The organism is Gordonia otitidis, assembly GCF_020735545.1.
GTDB lineage: Bacteria > Actinomycetota > Actinomycetes > Mycobacteriales > Mycobacteriaceae > Gordonia > Gordonia otitidis.
In genome coordinates this window covers 3124685-3143443 of sequence record NZ_CP085974.1, presented here as the reverse complement: position 1 = coordinate 3143443, position 18759 = coordinate 3124685, and the positions used below count along the sequence as shown (strand labels likewise).

21 protein-coding genes are annotated in these 18759 nt (G+C 65.0%); 6 read left to right on the top strand and 15 right to left on the bottom strand.

Annotated features, from left to right (window positions below; translation table 11 throughout):
- Nucleotides 1–234: 234 nt before the first annotated feature.
- The 4 genes from LK459_RS14420 to LK459_RS14405 are packed head-to-tail and all read right to left on the bottom strand — an operon-like array spanning nt 235 to nt 4129.
- On the bottom strand, nt 235–2769 hold the full coding sequence (locus LK459_RS14420) for an ABC transporter permease (RefSeq protein WP_227919105.1): 2535 nt from the start codon (nt 2767–2769) through the stop codon (nt 235–237).
- On the bottom strand, nt 2769–3482 hold the full coding sequence (locus LK459_RS14415; protein WP_227919103.1) for an ABC transporter ATP-binding protein: 714 nt from the start codon (nt 3480–3482) through the stop codon (nt 2769–2771). The genes LK459_RS14420 and LK459_RS14415 overlap by 1 nt, the downstream gene beginning before the upstream one ends.
- 27 nt (nt 3483–3509) lie before the next feature.
- Nucleotides 3510–3884 carry a holo-ACP synthase gene (locus tag LK459_RS14410; protein WP_227919102.1) on the bottom strand — a complete coding sequence of 125 codons (375 nt, stop codon included), beginning with the start codon at nt 3882–3884 and terminating at the stop codon, nt 3510–3512.
- The gene (locus LK459_RS14405) at nt 3881–4129 is read right to left on the bottom strand and encodes an acyl carrier protein (RefSeq protein WP_227923763.1); all 249 of its coding nucleotides are present in this window, start codon (nt 4127–4129) and stop codon (nt 3881–3883) included. Before LK459_RS14405 ends, LK459_RS14410 begins: the two co-directional genes overlap by 4 nt.
- Before the next feature lie 215 nt (nt 4130–4344).
- Here LK459_RS14405 and LK459_RS14400 point away from each other — a divergent pair, with 215 nt between their 5' ends.
- Genes LK459_RS14400 through LK459_RS14390 form a run of 3 tightly spaced genes read left to right on the top strand, consistent with a single transcriptional unit; the run spans nt 4345 to nt 8231 of the window.
- Nucleotides 4345–5493 (top strand): acyl-CoA dehydrogenase family protein, encoded by a 1149-nt coding sequence (locus tag LK459_RS14400; protein WP_322590784.1) that lies wholly within the window; start codon nt 4345–4347, stop codon nt 5491–5493.
- A gap of 5 nt (nt 5494–5498) precedes the next feature.
- Nucleotides 5499–6443 carry an amino acid--[acyl-carrier-protein] ligase gene (locus tag LK459_RS14395; RefSeq protein WP_227919099.1) on the top strand — a complete coding sequence of 315 codons (945 nt, stop codon included), beginning with the start codon at nt 5499–5501 and terminating at the stop codon, nt 6441–6443.
- 3 nt (nt 6444–6446) lie between these two features.
- The gene (locus LK459_RS14390; RefSeq protein WP_227919097.1) at nt 6447–8231 is read left to right on the top strand and encodes an alpha/beta hydrolase; all 1785 of its coding nucleotides are present in this window, start codon (nt 6447–6449) and stop codon (nt 8229–8231) included.
- On the opposite strand, the gene cds1 is transcribed toward LK459_RS14390, so the two are convergent.
- Both cds1 and LK459_RS14380 read right to left on the bottom strand, forming a co-directional pair.
- A complete protein-coding gene (gene cds1, locus LK459_RS14385; protein ID WP_227919095.1) occupies nt 8204–9355 on the bottom strand; it encodes an L-cysteine desulfhydrase Cds1 in 1152 nt (383 codons plus the stop codon). The two genes, LK459_RS14390 and cds1, sit on opposite strands and share 28 nt — an antisense overlap.
- A complete protein-coding gene (locus LK459_RS14380; protein WP_227919094.1) occupies nt 9352–9714 on the bottom strand; it encodes a DUF4229 domain-containing protein in 363 nt (120 codons plus the stop codon). The genes cds1 and LK459_RS14380 overlap by 4 nt, the downstream gene beginning before the upstream one ends.
- 158 nt (nt 9715–9872) lie before the next feature.
- On the opposite strand from LK459_RS14380, the gene LK459_RS14375 reads away from it, so the two are divergent.
- The 3 genes from LK459_RS14375 to LK459_RS14365 all read left to right on the top strand — a co-directional run bounded on the left by LK459_RS14375 (nt 9873) and on the right by LK459_RS14365 (nt 11000).
- Nucleotides 9873–10094, top strand: coding sequence for a BldC family transcriptional regulator (locus tag LK459_RS14375; protein ID WP_007237419.1), 222 nt, complete (start codon nt 9873–9875; stop codon nt 10092–10094).
- 70 nt (nt 10095–10164) lie between these two features.
- The gene (locus LK459_RS14370) at nt 10165–10371 is read left to right on the top strand and encodes a hypothetical protein (protein ID WP_007237418.1); all 207 of its coding nucleotides are present in this window, start codon (nt 10165–10167) and stop codon (nt 10369–10371) included.
- Between the two features lie 131 nt (nt 10372–10502).
- Nucleotides 10503–11000 (top strand): helix-turn-helix domain-containing protein, encoded by a 498-nt coding sequence (locus LK459_RS14365; RefSeq protein WP_227919092.1) that lies wholly within the window; start codon nt 10503–10505, stop codon nt 10998–11000.
- Here LK459_RS14365 and ccsB read toward each other — a convergent pair.
- The 9 genes from ccsB to LK459_RS14320 form a co-directional block, all read right to left on the bottom strand.
- Nucleotides 10957–11970 carry a c-type cytochrome biogenesis protein CcsB gene (gene ccsB / locus LK459_RS14360; RefSeq protein ID WP_007237416.1) on the bottom strand — a complete coding sequence of 338 codons (1014 nt, stop codon included), beginning with the start codon at nt 11968–11970 and terminating at the stop codon, nt 10957–10959. The genes LK459_RS14365 and ccsB overlap by 44 nt on opposite strands.
- Before the next feature lie 51 nt (nt 11971–12021).
- A complete protein-coding gene (resB, locus tag LK459_RS14355) occupies nt 12022–13680 on the bottom strand; it encodes a cytochrome c biogenesis protein ResB (RefSeq protein ID WP_227919090.1) in 1659 nt (552 codons plus the stop codon).
- Nucleotides 13677–13814 carry a hypothetical protein gene (locus LK459_RS14350; protein WP_227919088.1) on the bottom strand — a complete coding sequence of 46 codons (138 nt, stop codon included), beginning with the start codon at nt 13812–13814 and terminating at the stop codon, nt 13677–13679. The genes resB and LK459_RS14350 overlap by 4 nt, the downstream gene beginning before the upstream one ends.
- Nucleotides 13811–14590, bottom strand: coding sequence for a cytochrome c biogenesis CcdA family protein (locus LK459_RS14345; protein WP_227923760.1), 780 nt, complete (start codon nt 14588–14590; stop codon nt 13811–13813). The genes LK459_RS14350 and LK459_RS14345 overlap by 4 nt, the downstream gene beginning before the upstream one ends.
- A 5-nt stretch (nt 14591–14595) precedes the next feature.
- Nucleotides 14596–15201, bottom strand: a complete 606-nt coding sequence (locus LK459_RS14340; protein WP_007237413.1) for a TlpA disulfide reductase family protein — start codon at nt 15199–15201, stop codon at nt 14596–14598.
- 14 nt (nt 15202–15215) lie between these two features.
- Complete coding sequence (locus LK459_RS14335) at nt 15216–15842, bottom strand: histidine phosphatase family protein (RefSeq protein ID WP_007237412.1); 627 nt, start codon at nt 15840–15842, stop codon at nt 15216–15218.
- Nucleotides 15842–17176, bottom strand: coding sequence for a glutamate-1-semialdehyde 2,1-aminomutase (gene hemL / locus LK459_RS14330; protein WP_227919086.1), 1335 nt, complete (start codon nt 17174–17176; stop codon nt 15842–15844). The genes LK459_RS14335 and hemL overlap by 1 nt, the downstream gene beginning before the upstream one ends.
- Nucleotides 17177–17348: 172 nt before the next feature.
- Nucleotides 17349–17510 (bottom strand): hypothetical protein, encoded by a 162-nt coding sequence (locus LK459_RS14325; RefSeq protein WP_227919080.1) that lies wholly within the window; start codon nt 17508–17510, stop codon nt 17349–17351.
- A gap of 272 nt (nt 17511–17782) precedes the next feature.
- A complete protein-coding gene (locus LK459_RS14320; protein WP_227919078.1) occupies nt 17783–18718 on the bottom strand; it encodes a type IV toxin-antitoxin system AbiEi family antitoxin domain-containing protein in 936 nt (311 codons plus the stop codon).
- Nucleotides 18719–18759 lie beyond the last annotated feature (41 nt).

Below are 18759 nucleotides of genomic sequence, written 5' to 3'. Positions count from 1 at the left end.
ACGTCGGCGAGAAAGTTGACTGAAGCAACGGAGGTTTGACCATGGGCTGAATGGCCCCCCCGTTTTGTGATCGCAAACTCTGAGATCACGACGAATATCGCATTGGCCGGTCACGGACGCAACTCAGCGGCGTCATGCGTTCGGCCGAAAAATCGACTCGCCGTGAAGCGAGTCACTATATACTCCTGCTGGGTCGCGACGGGCGCAGGTCACTGCGATAATTCGCGCCCGAGACTATTCTTCGACGATCGCCTCGGTGATGTTCATGCGGGCCGCGCGGGCGGCGGGCACGAAGGCGCCGACGAGGCACAGCACGATCGACACCGCTACGAACAGCAGGGTCGACGGCCGCGGCGAGTACGCGATGTCAAGCGAGGTGGTCGCCGAGAGGATCTTGTCGGCCAGAAAATGCAGCCCCGTCCCCATGACGAGTCCGGTGACCGTACCGACCACCGCGATCGCTCCCGCCTCGGCCACCACCATCCGGGAGATGAATCGGCGTGAGGCGCCCATCGCCCGCAGTACACCGAGTTCGCGGCGCCGTTCCAGCACCGACAGCAACAGCGTGTTGAGCAACGCGATCGCCGCGGCCAGCGAGACGATCCACTGGATCGCGACCGTGAACGCACCTGCCTGCTGTGCCTGCTGCTGCGTGGCCTCGAGCGCCTGTGCCCCCGTGTACAGATATGCGGTGCCCGACCGCGGCGTCGGATGAGAGTCGACGATGCGCTGCAACTGCTGCTGCACCTCGGTTCGATCCGCGTCCCGTCCGACATCGATCTGCAGATACGAATCGCCGGATCGGTTGAACCATTGCGCGAGCAGGGTATTGGACATCGCAGCGGTACCCGAATCAATGGAGATGTAGTCGACGACGTCCCGCACGACAAGATCGTGGTATCCGGTAGGCGACGCCATCCGCAGTGTGGAGCCCACCTGAGCGTCCAGAGACCGTGCCAGCACACCTGACAGGATGATGCCGCGACCCTCCTGGACGTCGTGGAGTGCTTGCGGGGTGGCCTTTTTGGTGAACGGCGCCGTCGAGCCGGGTTCGAGGCCCTGAACGAGAATCCTGGCCTCGCCGACGTTGACGTTCGCCCACTGCGCCCCGACAACCCGCGACACACCGGGTACGTCACGCACCTCGTCGGCGATGGCGGCGGGTAGCGCTGTGCCGGCCGGGATCTCGTCACGCGGCGTCGACGAGATGTAGAAGTCCGGGTCACCGAGGCCGTCGAGTGAATGCGAAATCGACGCGACGAGATTGTCGAGCGCACCGGACGTCCCCATTCCGACCGCGATCGCGACGGCAACGGTCATCAGTGTCGCCCAGGCTCGTCGAGGAGCGCGTTCGGTGTTGACCGCGGCAAGCTGTCCCGGGCCACCGAATCGTCTGGCCACCACGACGACGAACTGCACGAGGGGTCGGGTCAGGGCATAACAGATCAGAAGAGCCCCAACCGCATACACAGCTCCGGCGATGATCGCCGGACGTCCCGGAACGTCGACCGCGATGAACCATGATCCGACGAGCAGCGCCACGCCACCGACTGCCGCCAACCATGTCAGCGGCCCGCGCTGAGGCTCGGCGTCAGCGACCTCGCCCGAGACCATCGCCTCCACCGGCGACACCGCGAACACCGACCTCGCTGCAAGCGATGTCGCCGCCACACATGCCAACACGCAGGCGACCACCGCAACGACCGGCGCATATGACGGCAGGTGGTAGTCGACGGCGATCGAGACCGAGTCCCGTGTCGCCGCGGGAACGCGCGAAATCGCCCACCGCCCCGCGAGTATTCCGATCGGTACGCCGATCGCGCCGCCGACGAAGCCGAAGACCGCCGCCTCGACGAGCAGATCACCCACCAGATGAGAACGCTTGGCGCCCAACGCACGGACCATCGCCAACGACTGGCGTCGCGACGCCACCGCCATGTTCATGGTGTTGAACACGAGGAACGCGGCGATGACGAGAGAGATGAGCGACACGAGGAGCGTCGAATCACGCGTGACCGACCCCGCCACCTCTGCCTGTTTGGCGCGGAAACCCGGATCGACGACCACGGCGCGACCAGCCACGACACGCTTGACCTCTGCGTCGAGTCGGCCGTTATCGGCCCCCGGTCGCGCGACGACCAGAATCGACGAGACCTTGCCCTCGAGACCCGTCAACCGTTGCGCCAGGCCGAGATAGGCGAACATGAAGTCGCCGTTGTTGAGTCCACCACCGCCACCGCTGTCAACGACACGGACCACGCGCACATCGACACCGTTGACCGAGATGCGCTCTCCGAGGCGAAGTCCGGTGTCAGCGCCGACGACGACGCCGTCGTCGAGATCGTCGGCCTTCAGCCCCGTCTCCGCGGCCTGCTGGACGGCCGAGCCGAGAGCGGTCGCACGAAAGTCGGACCCCACCAGCGCAATCCGCCGATCGCCGACCACGGCGGTTCCGCGGATAACGGGAACGACAGCCTTCGCATCCGACGCCCCGGCGCGGATCTCGCCCGCCAGCGACTCGTCGATGCCCGAGTCGGCGATCGAGGCAACCTCGAGCTGGGCCACTCCGTTGATGGCGGAGTCGAAATCGCGGATCGACTCCGTGAGCGAGCCGTACGTGCCGAGCACTGCGATCAGCAGCGCCGACGACACCGCCACCACGATCAACGATGTGAGCACGCGCAGCTTGTGGTCGCGCAGCTCGCGCAGGTTGAGCACGCGCACGCGGGTGAGTGCAGCGAGCGGCGACCGCACCGGTCTCGACGACACTACGCCTCGTCCTGAGCTGCGATCCTGCCGTCTCGCACCGTGATCGTGGTGTCGGCGACATCGGCAGCATGTGGATCGTGCGTCACCATGATCACCAGCCGGTTCGGCGCGTCGTGGGCAACCTCGGACAGCAGCCGGAGGACCGATTCTCCGGTGTGCGAGTCGAGGTTCCCGGTCGGTTCATCGGCGAGCAGGATGGACGGCTCCATCATCAGCGATCGCGCGATGGCCACGCGTTGCATCTGGCCACCCGACAGCTCCGACGGTCGATGATCGACCCTGTTGCCGAGTCCGACGCTGTCGAGGAGCTCGACGGCGCGCGGTTTGGCCCGACGCAGCGATTGACTGTCGAGAAGTCGTGGGAGAGCTACGTTCTCCCACGCCGACATCGTCGGCACGAGGTTGAAGAACTGGAACACGAACCCGACGCGGTGCCGTCGAAAAGCGGACGCGGCATTGTCGTCGAGTGACGCGAGGTCGACACCGTCGACCTCGATGGAGCCCGACGTCGGGGTATCAAGGGCGCCGATGATGTGCAGCAGCGTGCTCTTGCCGGCGCCGGACGGACCGACGATGGACACGAACTGTCCGCCGTCGAGCGAGAGGTTCAGTCCATCGAGCGCACGGACCCGCTCATCGCCGAGTCGGTATTCACGAACCAGCGCTTCCGCCCTCACCACACAGTCGGCCACCTCGCCGATGGTAGGCGACACACGGTGTTCCCCGTCACACCCCCACTGTCACATCCCGACTTGGACGACGACGGTCGCCATGGCGTGCGTCGACGTATGCGACAGTGACAGCGATGGATTCCGCCATGCTCTGCGCTCGGCGAGCGCAGCCATTCCACCTGCCAGGGCTATGCCGGGCACGGCACCGTTCATGACGACTTCGATCTCGCGCAACGGTGTCGCGTCGTCGACGATGCCCAATGTCTTGATCACCGACTCCTTCGCCGCGAATCGCGCGCCGAGACGCTGCGCGCGATTCGGCCCGTCGCAGTGAGCGATCTCCGCGTCGGTGAACACCCGGGTCAGATAACGATCGCCGAATCGGTCGATCGATTCCTCGATGTCGGCAACGTCGACGAGGTCGCAGCCGACGATGAACGTCACACTCCTGCGGCCACGAGCGAGCTCAAAGCCGAAGCGAGGCTGTTGACACTGGAGAAGGTCGACTTCTTCATCAGTTCTTCGGGGAACTCCACGTCGTAGAGATCTTCGAGGCCGAGCATGACGTTGACGGTCGCATGCGATGTCAGTCCAACTGTGAAGAGGTCGTCGTCATCGTCGACCTTCTCCGCGGGCACCGCCAGCTTTCCGAAGCGGTCCAGAACGTCCCTTATGTCCGATTTGTCAATGGTCGCCACTGAACTCCTCCCCCATCTTCCGCCGTCCCCCGGTCGGATTAGTCTGCAAAATTCCGCGTTGCAGGTGCCACATTCTGCTCGTATACTACATTTGCTTTGAGTCAATGACCACTTGGGGGAGCGGTCGGCTTCAGCGCTTTGGGGGGGATTCAGCGGTCCACAATTCCCATCAAGCCACGTTTGTTCGCTTTGTTGGAAGGATTCTGTTGACCACAGGAGAATTGAATTCCGTGCTCGACTCGACTGCCGCAGTCTCGGCTGCGTGCGCCGCTGCCGACGACGTAGATCGCAACGGCCGTTTCCCGTTCGAAGCGGTCGCAGCACTGCGCGATGCCGGCCTGCTGTCGGCATCGCTACCCGCCGAATACGGGGGAAGGTCCAGTTCGATCGCCGAATTAAGCTCTGTTGCAAGAGAACTCGGTGCAGCTTGCAGCTCGACAGCGATGATCTTCGCTATGCACCACTCGCAGGCTTTGACCCTGCGTTTTCATGCGACTTCAGCCGCGTCGGTCGAGCTTGCGCGTGAGATCGCCCATTCCGAGGCGCTATTAGCCTCCGCGACCACGGAGATCACCACGGGCGGTGACGTGCGATCGTCGACATGCGCTGTCGAAACAGACGGTGGGAGCGTCCATCTGGAGAAGAACGCACCCGTCATCTCCTACGGTGAGTACGCGGACTACATCTGCACCACGGCACGGCGCGGACCCGACAGTCCGCCCGGAGACCAGGTGCTCGTGGTGTGTCCTCGAACCGAAACCACACTGACGAAGACGTCCGAGTGGGACACCCTGGGCTTTCGGGGGACCTGCAGTCCTGGCTTCATGTTGTCGACTGATACCAGCGCCGACCACGTCATTCCCGCTGATTACGCGACCATTTCCGCTCACACCATGCAGCCGTCGTCACACACGCTCTGGGCTGCGGTCTGGCTCGGTATCGCCGATGCAGCGGTCGCCAAGGCCCGCAACGAGGTACGCAAGGCGGCGCGGAGGTCTCCGGGTTCGGTGCCACCACAGGCGTCACGATTCGCTGATCTCCTGGTGCTGCACCAGCGCTTCGAGAGCGCGGTGACCGACGGAATCTCCCGCTATGAAGCGTTTCTCGCCTCCGGCGACACGGAGCCGACGATCGGATTCTCGGTCGCCATGAACAACTTGAAATTAACCGCATCAACCGCCGTTGTCGAAGTTGTCGCGGCCGCGCTCACCATTTGCGGAATCAACGGATACCGCGAGAACCATCCAGCGTCGATGGGTCGGCTTCTGCGTGATTCGTATGGACCGGCACTGATGGTTTCCAACGACCGGATCCGGGCGAACAATTCGCAACTGGTCCTCGCACTACGGGGGTAAAGAACATGACTGACCAACTAGTCGCCGATCTCGGCTTGGCGCACAGGCTCTTCCGCGACCAGCTGATCGAAGCGGGACACCTCGTCCCCTCCGGCATCGACGGACTCTACGGTCGTGGGGCGGAGTACGAGGCCGTATTCGAAGGAGTCGACCGCGTGGTCTGGCGACTCGGAATCGACACCCACGGAGCCGGCAACGTCACACGCCTTCGTTTCCCACCTGTCTTTCCGCGCGAGGCATACGAGAAGACCGACTACATCGCCTCGTTCCCTCAGCTGACAGGCGCGATCTCCACGTTCACTGGCGATTCGAAGCAACATCGCTCGCTTCTTCTCGACCGCGAGGCGGGGCTACCGTGGGACGGGCACCTGTGCTCTGCAGGGACGATGCTCGTCTCAGCGGCATGCCATCCCCTGTATGCAACGCTTCCCAGCACCCTGCCCACAGGCGGATCGCGCTACAACGTCCACGGCTACTGCTTCCGCCATGAGCCGTCCGACGACCCTCTGCGGATGCAGGCCTTCAGAATGCAGGAGTTCGTCTACGTGGGAGACCCCGCGGGCGCGATCGAACACCGCGCGACGTGGACACGAGTCGCCCACACCATGTTCACCGAATTGGAGCTGTCCGCCGACGCCGTGCCCGCCAACGACCCCTTCTTCGGCCGAACCGGCAAACTGTTGGCAACCAACCAACTCGAGGAAGGCCTGAAGACAGAGTTCGTCGTGCGCCTCTACGGAGACCTCGACGAAGGAACGGCGCTCACGTCGTGCAACAACCATCAGGATCATTTCGGAGCCGGGTTCGACATCTCGACGTCTGACGGCGAAGTCGCACACAGTGCGTGTGTCGGCATCGGTATGGATCGGATCACGTTGGCGTTGTTCGCGATTCACGGAATCGACAGCGGCTCGTGGCCGAGCCACGTCAGAACTGCACTCGCACTGTAAACGATGAGGATCGTCAACACACCGACCTACCTGCGCGCCGACACCTCCCCGGTCTTCGGCGTGTACACCTACCCTGCCGACGGTCTCGTTCGGGGCGCGGTGTTGATCTGCCCGCCACTCGGCAAGGAGTTGAACCACACCTGGCGTGGGTTCAAGCGACTCGCCGAATCGTTGGCGGAGCAACGACTCATGGTGTTGCGTATCGACTACGCGGGCACGGGCGAATCAGCTGGCGCTCAGGCGGATCCGTCGGCAATCGACCGATGGGACGAGAGCGTCACCGCTGCGTTCGATCACCTCTCCGGCCTCGGCGTCGGCTCGATCGCTGTGGTGGCGCACCGCAGTGGAGCCCTCGTCGCGACTGCCAACGAACGTGTGCGCGACCACGCGCACGCTCTCGTCCTCTGGGATCCGGTGCTGCGGGGACGACATTTCATACGCACCCAACAGATGCTGTACGCGACCCTTTCGGAAGGTGACGAGACCTCGGTGAGCGACCGGGCCGACGTCGTCCATCTGGCAGGTCTCACGCTGCACAAGGATGCGGCACGTGCCTTCTCCCGAATGACTCTCGATCCCACTGCAGCAGTCGGATCGCGCACCACGGGTGTCCTCGCGCTCGTTCCGGAGGATGAACTCGATTCGACGCTGGCGCACACGGTCAGCGACGCAGGCGGCACGGTGCAGTCCATCAGCGACCAGTCACCGTTCATCCTGGCGACCGAGGCACTGCTGATCGATTTTCCCGTCGAGCTTCGACGCATCGCGCAGTGGTTACCTCGGCATATGCCCACGGCGACCACAAAAATCACACCGAAACCGATCGAACGGGCCGTGATGGCGTGGACGACAGACGGTCGTCCGATCGAGACTCAGGTACGTACGACCGACGACGGCATCGTGGTGTGGGACACCGCACTTTCGGGCACCCACGGAACCGCGGAGCGCGTGCTCGTCACTCATCCGATCGGTCACGATATCCGCAGTGGACCCGCCCGGCTGTATCTCGAACTTGCGCACGAGGTCGCAGCGCGAGGTGGCCGGGCGGTACGGTTCGACCGCCGCGGCGTCGGAGAGTCCGGTACGACGTCGGAGAACGACACTTTCGTCAAGCTGTTCACGTCGTCGTATATCCGCGACGGTGTCCGCATTCTGGACGAACTCAACCTCACGCGCATCACTGTGCTTGCGCACCTTGGTATCTGCGCAGGGAACTGGATGTCGGCGCACGCAGCAATCGAGACGGCTCGTCGTCAGAACGAACGCTCGAGGACAGTCGCCATCATCGCCAACGTCAATCGATGGGATGTGTGGCCCAGCACGCCGGTGCCCTTCATTCGTGGTGCCGAATCGACTGCGGCGCGACTCGAGTTCCAGCGGCATCGCACGATTCATCGAGGAATCAGGGATACGACCGATTTCGTAGGCAGAGTGCGCTCCCCCCTGCTACGCGCCGCGATGGCACGGCTACGCGTCTTCCAAGTGCCGGAGACCATGATCGCGCACATCCAGCGTTCGGGTGCGGACGTGCGACTCATACTGGCGCCGAACGACTATCGACAGTTCGAGCGACTGGGAGGGCCCAGAGCGTTCACACGCCGGGGCATTTCGGTCCCCATCGCTCAGGGGATCGGCACCGACCACTCCGGCTACCATTTGCCGACGCGGAACCTGTTGAAGCAGAACGCTCTCCGAGCGCTCGGACTCGACGACGTGGTCGTGTCGGCGATCGACGGCCCTGATCCGCAGAGGGAACCCCTTCAACCCGTCCAGACCGCAGTGCGGTAGAACTCGTCGAGCACTGCGGTCGGTGCGGTGAGGTCGAAGCCCTGCGCGGCGACCCACTCGTCGTCGAAATAGGTTGTCGCGTAACGGTCCCCGGAGTCACACAGCAGTGTGACGACGCTGCCTGCCTGACTCTGTGCCACCATCTCGGAGATCACCTGCGCGACACCCCACATGTTGGTGCCGGTCGAACCCCCGACACGGCGTCCCAACCGATCCGAGAGGTGACGGGCGGCGGCGATCGACGCGGCGTCGGGTACACCGATCATGCGGTCGATCACCTGCGACACGAACGAGGGTTCGACACGGGGTCGCCCGATGCCTTCGATCCGCGATCCGGTCTCCGACCGCAGGGACCCGTCACCACTCTCGTAGGCCGGCAGGAACACTGAGTTCTCGGGATCGACGACGGCCAGCCACGTGGGGTGTCGGCGGTAGCGGAGATAGCGGCCGAGCGTCGCCGACGTTCCGCCGGTGCCTGCACCGACCACGATCCATGTGGGCACCGGGTGATCCTCGGTGGCCATCTGCGCGAAGATCGACTCGGCGATGTTGTTGTTGCCGCGCCAGTCGGTTGCGCGTTCGGCCATCGTGAACTGGTCGATGAAATGTCCACCGAGCTCGCGCTCGAGTCGCAGTGCCTCGTCGTAGACATCCGACGCACGCTCGACGAAGTGGCATCGTCCGCCCTCACGTTCGATGAGAGCCGTTTTGGCCGGCGATGTGCCCGAGGTCATCACCGCGATGAACGGCACACCGATCAGATGAGCAAAGTACGCCTCGCTGACGGCCGTCGACCCCGAGGACGCCTCGATGACCGTGGTGCCCTCGGTGATCCATCCGTTGCAGAGCGCATAGAGGAACAATGATCGGGCCAACCGATGCTTCAGCGAGCCCGTGGGATGGGTGCTCTCGTCCTTCAGGTACAGGTCGACGCCGACCTCGGTCCCGGGCGCCCCGTTGCTTCCGTCGTCGACCCAGCGCGACCACGCGGGCAGTTCGCAACGCAGCAGATGCGTGTCGGCGCTGCGGCGTGCATCCGCTTCGATCAGTCGCACCGCGTTGTCGGCCCAGCGTCGGTCGCCGCGATGGTCGACGCTGCGCGCGGACTCGACGGTGTGCGTCATTTGCCGTCTGCTCCACGCAGGCGCGTCTGGAGGTCCTCGTGCTTACGACGACGCTCGGAGTCGACCGCTGCGATCTGCGTGTTGACGCGTACGCGCAGCTTCTTGAACAACACCATCCCGAGCGGAAGCGCGATCAGCACACCGAACACTGCGGCGACCAACAGCGGCACCGTGACACCTGCCAACGCGCCGACACCCATGATGATCGCGGCCACGACCACCACCAGCAGAAGACGGGCAACTGTGTACAGCAGGATGGAGACCACCAGGTCTCCCATGCCCACACCGCGCTGACCTGCGATGTCTGTGTTGTCTGGTTTGTGTGTACCCGTTTGCGTGGGGTCCCGCTTGTCACTCACACGCTCAGGATACTTGGGCCGGAATAGGTGTTCGCAGGTCACGGCCACCTTTTGACTCTCTTTACCTCGATATGACGGTTCGAGTACCTGGGCGTTTTGCGTGTATTCATGTGTGAGCGCGCAAGCTGCGCGTCTTCGAGAACCCGAAGGGGAGAACAATGACCGCTCTCAACCCTGGTGCAGCCACCGTCATCACCCCTGGCCTCGCCAGCCAGCACACGCTGACCCCCGGCCAGGTCGCCGCGATGTTCAATGTGAACCCCAAGACCGTCGCACGGTGGGCGAGCTCGGGCATTCTCGGGTCGATCCGCACCCCGGGCGGCCATCGACGCTTTCGCGAGGAAGACGTCGTCGCCCTCCTCAATCGTCGCGTCGGATAGTCGCACGCGCCGCCAGCAGGTCACAGGCCTCCCACATCGGGTCGCGTACCCTGGTTGATGGGAGGTTGCCATGACGTTTCTACTGGCCATCGTCGGCTTGGTCGCGATCGGTTTTCTGTTGTGGCGCGCTTTCGGGCCTCAGCTGTCAGAACGCCGCGACTCGATGGGTGCGCGCACCTCGCGCTCGCGTGCGCATCGACCGGTCGGCCCCGACGATGACGCAGATTTCCTTCGCGACCTCGACCGGCGCACCCGAGGACCCAACGACGAACTGTGACGCATCGCCCAACCGGGATGCACGACACGCCCTCGCAGAGTCCGGGTACGATGACGGTTCCGTATCCGACACTGCGCCAGGGGGATACCGACATCACCACCCACATCGACACGTCGGGCTGGTCGTGATCCATGACCATTCGCCCGGGCACGGCAACCGGTGGCGACGACAGTTTCGCCGCCAAGCTGGCTGAACTCTTCGAACACTCCAGAGACGAGAACGGCCACCGGTACACCGGTAAGAGGATTGCCGAGAAAGCCAATCAACGCGGTCACTCGCTGAGTGACGCCTACATCTCGCAGTTGCGGACAGGTAAGGCGCGCACGCCGTCGTTCAAGACGGTCGAGGCCATCGCCAGCGCCTTCGAGGTCAGCGTGACCTACTTCCTCTCGAATCCCGACGAGGACCTCGATCGCGTACAGCGGCAACGCGATTACGTGGCGATGCTCGCCACCACCGAGACACATCTGTCCGGAATCGATGTGGGTAGCCTGTGCCCCGACACCATCGACGTCGTGATCGACCTGCTCAAGATGGTGCGCGCGCAGGCTGTGTCCGAGCGGACCGCGAGAACTACAGCGGGGCTCAGAGTCCCGCGTAGGAGTGCAGGCCCGACACCACCAGGTTGATGATGAACAGGTTGAACAGCAGGGCGACGAATCCCGCGACGTTGATCCAGGCCGCTGTGCTGTTCCGCCACCCCGCGGTCGCGCGGGCGTGTAGATATGCCGCGTAGATGATCCAGGCGATGAAGGACACGGTCTCCTTGGGGTCCCAGCCCCAGAAGCGGCCCCAGGCCGACTCGGCCCAGATCGCGCCGAAGACGATACCCAGCCCGAAGAGCGGGAATCCGAACACCACGCACTTGTAGGCGAGACGATCGAGTGCCTCTGCGCTCGGGATGTGGGCGACGAGTCGTTTCAGTCCCCCGATGGCACCGCCGCCGGTCTCGGCGACCGTCTCGGTCGACGCTCCCCAGCGCATCTTCACCAGGTACAGGATGCTGGCCACACCGGACACGAGCAGCACACCGGAGCTGATCGAGATGATGGACACGTGGATGGCCAGCCAGTACGACTTGAGCGCAGGAACCACGGGCGCGGCCTGCGTGTAGAGCCAGCGGCCCGCGATGAACATGAGCAGCGTGACCGGCAGCAGCACAAAGGCGATCAGCGGACGGTTTATCTGCTTGCGCAGGATGACGAGTCCCGCGACCACGCAGGCTGCGCAGGTCAGCGAGATGAACTCGTACATGTTGCCCCACGGGGCGCGGTCGGTGGCGATTCCTCGTGTGACGATCGATGCGATGTGCGCGACCAACCCGACGAACACCACCGGATACGCCATGTTGCCGATCTTCTCCGACACCGTGCGTGGAGCCGGACCCTCGATCCTGCCGGGAGCCCGCTGTGTCGACGTGGTCGATCCACCGCCCGCGGTGACCAGTTCCTTGGCTGCGGAGAGTTTCCGTGAGCGTGCACCGGCGAGGGCCGCGAGGAACATGAGCATCGCCAGGACGTAGATGGTGATCGCGGTACCGAACAGAAGGTCGGAGTAGCGCGCCATCGTCTCGTCGATCAGGTCTGTTCCGTTGCCCATCTGTGCCTACCTCAATTTGCTGCTATCGATGCGTCCACCACGACGCATCTATTACAGGCGTCTCGGGCGACTGTCCTCGTCGAGCAGGCCACGCGCCTGATCGTCGAAGCCCTCGCCCCAGCCGGCCTGGTCGGTGCGGGCCAGCCCGGCAATTTCTACTACAGTACGTCGTCGCTCGCCGTTCTCCGAGTCGGGCACCAGACGGGCCCAGATGCGGCGGCGTCGGATCACCAGCGACACCACCAGACCACCGAGCATGACGATGGCCGAGACCAGCACCCAGATCTGTGCGGGGTCGTGGGAGACCTGCACCGAGATCCAGCGCTTGTAGCCGTCGAAGCTGACCTTCGTCCCATCCGGCAGGCTTGCGCTCTCGCCGACCTTGAGATTGGCCTGCGCCTCACGATTCAACCTGCCCTGGTGGATCATGTTGGTGTCGAGGGAATACGCATTCTGCGCGCGACCGGTGTCGAGGCCGGTGTCGCCCTTGTAGATCCGGATCGCGACCTGCGGGTCGCTCGGTTCGGGCGACGACGAGCTGAGCAGCGTGCCGTCATAGCTGGCCGTCGGCGCGAAGAGACCCTCGAGAGCGATCTGGTTCTTGCGCCGCGTGTCCTCGTCGGGATACAGCCCGGCGGGGGTGTCGAACCGCGCGGCACCCGACGACAGCATGGTCTGCATGACCTCGGGGATGAACAGCGCTGTCTGGGTGCGCTTCTCCCCGTTCGGGAAGGTCACGGTGAAGGTCGGCGCGAAACCGTTGCCCAACACGTACACACGGTCGCCCGAGACACGCAGCGGATCGTTGACGCGCACCGATCGCTCCTGCCACTGCGACGACGGTGTGCGCGGGTCGGTGGTGTAGCGGATCTTCGCGTCGTACATCGACGGCTGGCCGTCGGGGAGGAATGTCGCGGAGAAGTCGTCGACGCGAATGCAGAACGGTGACAGATCGGTCCCGTCGACCAACGCGCCCGCGCGGAACGAGTCGTAGACCGCCGTCGACGTGTTGCACAGTCCCTGCTCGCCGTCGGCGACCAGACTGCGCGTGCCCTCGTAGCCGTACACCTTGCCCACCGCGATCGAAACCAGCAGTGCCAACAGCGCGAAATGGAAGACCAGGTTGCCGAATTCGCGGAGGTAGCCCTTCTCCGCGGACACCTCGACACAGCCTTCGGGATAGGCCTTCGACGGCTCGCGCACCGTGACCTCGCGTCGCCAGCCACGCAGATTGCCCGAGATGCGTTCGGCGAGTTCCACGGGATCGCCGTCGACCGTCTCGGTGATGTGACGCGGCATTCGCGACAGATTGCGCGGCGCAGCAACGGGTTTGGTGCGCAGGCTCTTGGCGTGTTCGAAGATGCGCGGGGTGAGGCAGCCGACCAGCGAGATGAACAGCAGCACATAGATCGCGGTGAACCATGCGCTGGAGAAGACGTCGAAGAGCTGGATCTTGTCCATCCACTCGCCGAGCCAGCCGTGGTCGGTGATGTATTGCGCAGTCTTCTGCTCGTTGAGTTCGCGCTGCGGCAGCAGGGCGCCCGGGATGGCAGCCAGTGCGAGCAGGAACAACAGCACCAGGGCGGTGCGCATCGACGTCAGGCTGCGCCACACGTTGCGCAGCGGCCACAGCACCCGACGCTTGACCCAGTGCGGGCGCTGCGGGGTCTGCGGCGCCGGTGTGGATGGCCGGTCGACGGTCTGTGTCATTCCTCGCCTCCGCTCGGGGTCAATGCCTCGCCTCCGCTCGGGGTCAATGCCTCGCCTCCGCTCGGGGTCAATGCCTCGCCTCCGCTCGGGGTCAATGCCTCGCCTCCGCTCGGGGTCATGCGGTCTGCGTTCATACCGGAAGCTCGGTGTCGGAGATGAATGCGTCGCGGACCCACACGATGAACTGATCCCACCAGCCGGTGACCAGGGCCACGCCGACCGCGATGAGCATGATGCCGCCGAAGATCTGGATGAGCCGGGCGTGCGTGCGCAGCCAGGTGAGGCTGCGTAGCGCCCACGCCGACGAGAACGCGAGGATGACGAAGGGAATCCCCAACCCTGCGCAGTACGCGATGATCAGCGCGACACCCTTGACCGCTGTGGCCCCCTGCGTTCCGCTGGCGGTCGCGATCACCGCAGCGAGTGTCGGGCCGAGGCACGGGGTCCAGCCGAGCGCGAAGACCGCGCCGAGCAGCGGCGCGCCGACGATGTTGGAGACGTTACGCGGCGCGAAACGGAACTCACGCTGCATCATCGGGATCAGGCCGATGAACACCAGACCCATCACGATGGTGACCACACCGCCGACACGTTGCAGCACATCATGATTGACGATCACCGTGCTCGTGATGCCCAGGACCGTCGCGGTCGCCGCGACGAACACGATGGTGAATCCGAGCACGAACAGCGCTGCGGCGATCGCCACGCGCGAGCGTCCTCGCTTGGGTGATTCGCCGACGGTGACGGCAGGCGCTTCGGCACCGACGAGTCCGGCGAGATAGGACAGATAGCCCGGCACCAAAGGCACCACACACGGTGACGCGAACGAGACGAGACCGGCGACGACACACGCGGCAAGCGCCAGCAGCAGCGGGCCACTGGTCACGGTGTCGGCGAAGGTCTGTCCCATCCCGCTCACGGCTGCTTTCCGGAGTCTTCCGCAGCGACCTTCTCGACCATCGCGCCGAGCTCGTCGGAACTGACCGTGCGCAGGTACACCGCTGCCGGACGGTGCTTGCGGTCGAGAACGACGGTGGTCGGCACCACCGACGTCGGGGTGGTCATCGAGGCGAGTGTCGCGCCGTCGAAGTCGTAGATCGACGGATACCCGACCTTACGATCGGCGACGAAATCCTTCGCCGACGCACGATCGTCACGCAGATTGATGCCGACGAAGGCGACGCCCTTGTCCTTGTTCTGCTCGTACACGGTCTCGAGGTCGTCGGCCTCCGCGCGGCACGGCCCGCACCACGAGCCCCACACGTTGATGACGGTGACCTTGCCCGCGAAATCCTTGTCGACGTCGATCTGCTGATCGGTCACGAGATCGGGGCCGACGAGGTCGGCGATCGGTTTGCGCTCCGACTCCGGGTAGGTGATCGTCGTCTTCCCACCCGGCGACACGAACTGGAAGGTGTCACCCTGCGCGACGGCGTCGTTGCCTCCGCTGCAGCCGCTCACCAACACGCCGAGCGTGGTCAGCACGGCGATCAGAGCAGCGGTGAAGGTCTTGCTACGCATGTGTCGAACCCGGTTCATGCCCCGGTCGCGAGCGGATCGGAATGCCCTGCGGGTTCGGAGTAGATGATGTCGACGAGCGCGTCGTCGTCGTAGATGAGGCTGGTCAGCGACGCCAGTGAGCACTGACGACGACGCGGGTCGTGCCAGAGTCGCTGGCCTTCGAGGAAGCGTCGGAGCGTGTAGACGGGCAGTTGATGGCTGACGCAGACGGCCTCGTGTCCGCGCGCGGCGTCGCGGGCCTTGTTGGCCGCCGCGAGCATGCGGTGCGCGAGCTGGATGTAGGGCTCGCCCCACGACGGGGTGAAGGGGTCGCGCAGCTTGAACCAGTGTCGGGGCTTGCTCAATGCGCCGTCACCGACGGAGACCTTGAGTCCTTCGAAGACGTTGTCGGCCTCGATCAGCTGGTCATTGGTGAAGATCGGCAGACCGTGCGCCGCGGCGATCGGGGTGGCCGTCTCCTGCGCGCGCTGCAACGGCGAGGCGAAGACCGCGGTGATGTCGTGATCGGCGAGCGTGCCGGCGACCTTCTCTGCCTGCGCCCGACCCGTCGTCGACAAATGGAATCCGGGCAGGCGACCGTAGAGGATGCCGTCCGGGTTGTGCACCTCTCCGTGGCGCATCATGTGGACGATTGTGTGCATCAGTCGGACTCCCCCGATTGCGTGGCGTGCGCTGCGGCGCGGGCTGCCGTCGGCAGCGCGTCAGCGATTCGACCAAAAGCATCCTCGTCCAGCGCCGCTGAGACAAACCAGGCCTCGAATGCGCTCGGCGGCGCATAGACACCCGCATCGAGCAGCGCGTGGAAGAACGGCGCGAAACGCCAGGTCTCGGTGTTTTTGACCGCGGCATAGTCGGTGATCGGCGTCGTCGGATCGGAGGTGAAGAACACACTGAGCAGGTTGCCCGCCTTCTGCACCCGGTGCCCGACCCCGGCGTCGGTGAGCGCCTCGTCGAACAGCGAGGCGAGACGGTCGGAGTTGGCGTCGAGGGCTGAGTAGACGTCGGCGTCGGCGTGACGGAGCGTCGCGAGACCTGCCGCGACGGCCACGGGATTACCGCTCAATGTGCCCGCCTGGTAGACGGGTCCGGTGGGCGCGAGATTCTCCATGATGTCGGTGCGTCCGCCGAACGCTGCAGCGGGGAGACCACCACTCATGACCTTGCCGAAGGTGTAGAGGTCGGCCGCGACACCTTCGAGCCCGTACCACCCGGACGGGCTCACACGGAAACCGGTCATCACCTCGTCGATGATGAACAGCGCGCCGTGGCGTCGGGTGAGGTCGCGCAGGCCTGCGTTGAATCCGTCCACGGGTGCGACGGCACCCATGTTCCCTGCTGCGGCCTCGGTGATCACGGCTGCGATCTCGTCACCGAAGGCGTCGAAAGCCTTGGCGACGGCGTCGAGGTCGTTGTACGGCAACACGATGGTGTCATGAGCTGCAGCACCGGTGACGCCGGGCGTCGTCGGGAGGCCGAGCGTCGCGATGCCCGATCCCGCGTCGGCGAGCAACGCGTCGACGTGACCGTGGTAGCAACCGGAGAACTTGATGATCTTGGACCGGCCGGTGGCGCCGCGCGCCAGCCGGATCGCCGACATCGTCGCCTCGGTGCCGGAGTTGACCAGGCGCACCCGCTCGACCGGGTCGACGCGGTCGATGATCTCCTCGGCGAGTTCGATCTCGCCCTCGGTCGGCGCACCGAACGACAGGCCGTGCGTCGCCGCCGTCTGGACCGCCTCGACGACCGCGGGGTGCGCGTGGCCGAGGATCATCGGCCCCCAGGAGGAGACGAGATCGACGTAGTCGTTGCCGTCGACATCGGTCAGATGGCAGCCCTGCGCCGAGGCGATGAATCGCGGAGTGCCGCCGACCGCGGAGAACGCACGTACCGGCGAATTGACCCCGCCAGGGGTCGCGTCCTGGGCCCGGCGGAACAATTCGGTGGAACGGGCTGCGACTTCAGCGGAACTCCTCACGGCCACCAGTGTTCCAAATCGCAACGATCAAGGAAAATTCGCCCTGGTCAGGGCATCACAGAGGTTGGACGAGGTCGCGATGGCGGCGTATCAGGCAGCCGGGTCGGGTACGTACACAATCGGGCCCTCAGCGGTGCGCCACGACAACTATTGTCGCGACGTCCCGCTGACGTCACAGTTGTGTACGCACTCCCGAATGCCCGGCGGCGAGATCGGGATTCCCGGCGAGATCGGGGTGCGGCGCGGGAGAACGCGCGTAGAGCTCCGCGACCTGACGCGTTACGGGCGCCGAGGCCAGGGCGCGGCACGCGAGCGTGCGCGAAGAACTGCTCAACGCGTCCGGGGCTCCAGATCATGCCACCACCCACACGGCAATCGGCCCGGTGCCTACACAATCGGGCCCTCAGCGGTGCGCCACGACAACTATTGTCGCGACGCCCCGCTGACGTCACAGTTGTGTACGCACTCCCCGGGCGGCCAGCGCGCGGGTCAGGGTTGGGGCGCCCGAAACTGCGCAGAAGCCCGCGCGGCTGGCCCGTCCAGAGCGCGGGGTTCGGGGTGGGACGCGTCTCCGCGGCCTGTGGCTCAACAGCCGGCGACGTTGAGTCAGCAGCCGGCGAAGTCCGGATCATCCCAGTAGCCGAGTGCGTGATCCGCGCCGGACTCTGCGGCGAGGCGCGTCAGTTCGGGCGGCTCCGCCAATGCTTTGAGGTGATCGCGCCTGCGGATCATCGCCAGCAGCGTCTCGACCACCTCGTCCCAGCTGAACATCAGCCTCTTGTACGAGATGCGCCACGGTATGTAACCCATGCGGTGGGCGGCTTCGTCTCGTACTCGATCTTTCTCGCGCTGCGCAGGCGACTTGTCGTGATAAGCGATGCTGTCGACCTCCACGATCAGCCGCTTTCCGATCAGGAAATCCACTCTGCCGATACCGGGGATCTCGACCTGACTCTCAAACGCGATACCCAAGCTAGCCAGCCGGAACCCGAAGATCGATTCGGCCCCGGAGTCGGCGCAGCCGTCGCACCTGTCGAGGAGCCGTCGAATCCGGATCGGCATCGACGAGAACATCGCCTGCAGGTCCGCCGACTCGAGCAACCCCTGGTGCAGGACGGAGTCGCAGGCGGCGACGATCGCCTCGCCCTCGAGACATCGGACCGCATACGCGAGCGCGGTCGCCACGTCGTCGAGTGGATAGAGCTCTGGTTGCGCCCGTCCATACCGCCTGCACACGTGATGTGTACCCGTCGATCCGTTCGGGGCGACGTTGCGCCCGCGGACGTGCACCAGGTCACCGAACGGAGCGACCCACACACCGTGCAGTTCGAGCGCGCTCGCACAGGTGCAGACACCGCCGGCGCTGACAGCCGAGGCGACTGTCGGGTCGGCGTTCGCGGTGGCGTACCACCCTCGACGCAGCGCTCGCAGGTCGCCGCCGGCCACCATCCGCCGCACCTGGGCCTGGCTGAAGCCGCGGCGTTTGAGCTCCGCCCAGGACAAGACGCCGCGCCAGTGGTCGTCGTGCTCGGGTTCGGTCACACACCACAGCGTCGCCGAACAGGAGCCGCTCGTCGGCGTCG

Bases quoted from the DNA above. Each gene is read 5' to 3' on its own strand.
- LK459_RS14390 (WP_227919097.1), top strand. From the start codon at position 6,447: ATGAGGATCGTCAACACACCGACCTACCTGCGCGCCGACACCTCCCCG.
- resB (WP_227919090.1), bottom strand. From the start codon at position 13,680: ATGACACAGACCGTCGACCGGCCATCCACACCGGCGCCGCAGACCCCG.
- LK459_RS14375 (WP_007237419.1), top strand. From the start codon at position 9,873: ATGACCGCTCTCAACCCTGGTGCAGCCACCGTCATCACCCCTGGCCTC.
- LK459_RS14350 (WP_227919088.1), bottom strand. From the start codon at position 13,814: ATGAACGCAGACCGCATGACCCCGAGCGGAGGCGAGGCATTGACCCCG.
- cds1 (WP_227919095.1), bottom strand. From the start codon at position 9,355: ATGACGCACACCGTCGAGTCCGCGCGCAGCGTCGACCATCGCGGCGAC.
- LK459_RS14335 (WP_007237412.1), bottom strand. From the start codon at position 15,842: ATGCACACAATCGTCCACATGATGCGCCACGGAGAGGTGCACAACCCG.
- LK459_RS14395 (WP_227919099.1), top strand. From the start codon at position 5,499: ATGACTGACCAACTAGTCGCCGATCTCGGCTTGGCGCACAGGCTCTTC.
- LK459_RS14365 (WP_227919092.1), top strand. From the start codon at position 10,503: ATGACCATTCGCCCGGGCACGGCAACCGGTGGCGACGACAGTTTCGCC.
- ccsB (WP_007237416.1), bottom strand. From the start codon at position 11,970: ATGGGCAACGGAACAGACCTGATCGACGAGACGATGGCGCGCTACTCC.
- LK459_RS14340 (WP_007237413.1), bottom strand. From the start codon at position 15,201: ATGCGTAGCAAGACCTTCACCGCTGCTCTGATCGCCGTGCTGACCACG.
- LK459_RS14370 (WP_007237418.1), top strand. From the start codon at position 10,165: ATGACGTTTCTACTGGCCATCGTCGGCTTGGTCGCGATCGGTTTTCTG.
- LK459_RS14345 (WP_227923760.1), bottom strand. From the start codon at position 14,590: ATGGGACAGACCTTCGCCGACACCGTGACCAGTGGCCCGCTGCTGCTG.